The 710-nt window shown below is 41.1% G+C and carries 1 pseudogene; it reads left to right on the top strand.

Annotated elements, in window-relative coordinates:
- Window positions 1–710: pseudogene (locus tag ACFIL8_RS11795) on the top strand (hypothetical protein); the annotation flags it as partial.

Here is a 710-nt window from a genome sequence, read left to right as displayed (position 1 = left end):
GCTGTTGTTCATTACGATAAAAAAGAGGGTGAGAATGGCGGCATTGATTACACGAGTGTGACTTTAGGTAAAGGTAAGGATGCAGGACCAGTTGCACTTCATAATGTAAAAGATGGTGCCATTGGTGAGAGTTCACATGATGCGATTAATGGTAGTCAGATCAACACGATTTCTCAGAATGTAGCTAAATTCCTTGGTGGCGATGCAAAATTTGTTGAGGGTACGTTTACAGGACCAACCTACAAGTTATCCAAGGTTGATACAGCTGGTAATATAACAAATGGCTCTTTTGATAATGTTGGTAGTGCATTTACTGGTCTTGATGAGAATATCAAGAATGTGAATGCGCGGATTAAAGAGGTTTCTGAAGGAGTAGCGCAGGATTCTTTGAATTGGAGTAATGAAGCCAATGCCTTTGTCGCGCGTCATGAGAAGAAGCAAGAAGAACAAGGCAGGGCTGTAAGGACACAAGAAAACAGTAGAATTACGTTTCTAGCAAATGGTGAGATTAGCGCTAAATCAACAGATGCTGTCGCTGGTAATCAACTTTATTCAATGAATCAGACATTTGCGACGTATTTTGGTGGAGGAGCAGGTTATAATGAAAAGGGAGAATGGGTTGCACCTACCTTCAAGCTTAAAACTGTCAATTCTGATGGTAGTGCTGGTGAGGAAAAGGTTTACAATAGTGTATCGGAAGCATTTGCTGG

This window comes from Bartonella sp. AP57NXGY, assembly GCF_042195805.1.
Classification (GTDB): domain Bacteria; phylum Pseudomonadota; class Alphaproteobacteria; order Rhizobiales; family Rhizobiaceae; genus Bartonella.
Note: the sequence above shows the minus strand (reverse complement) of the source record. Positions and strands in the feature narration are given on the sequence as shown.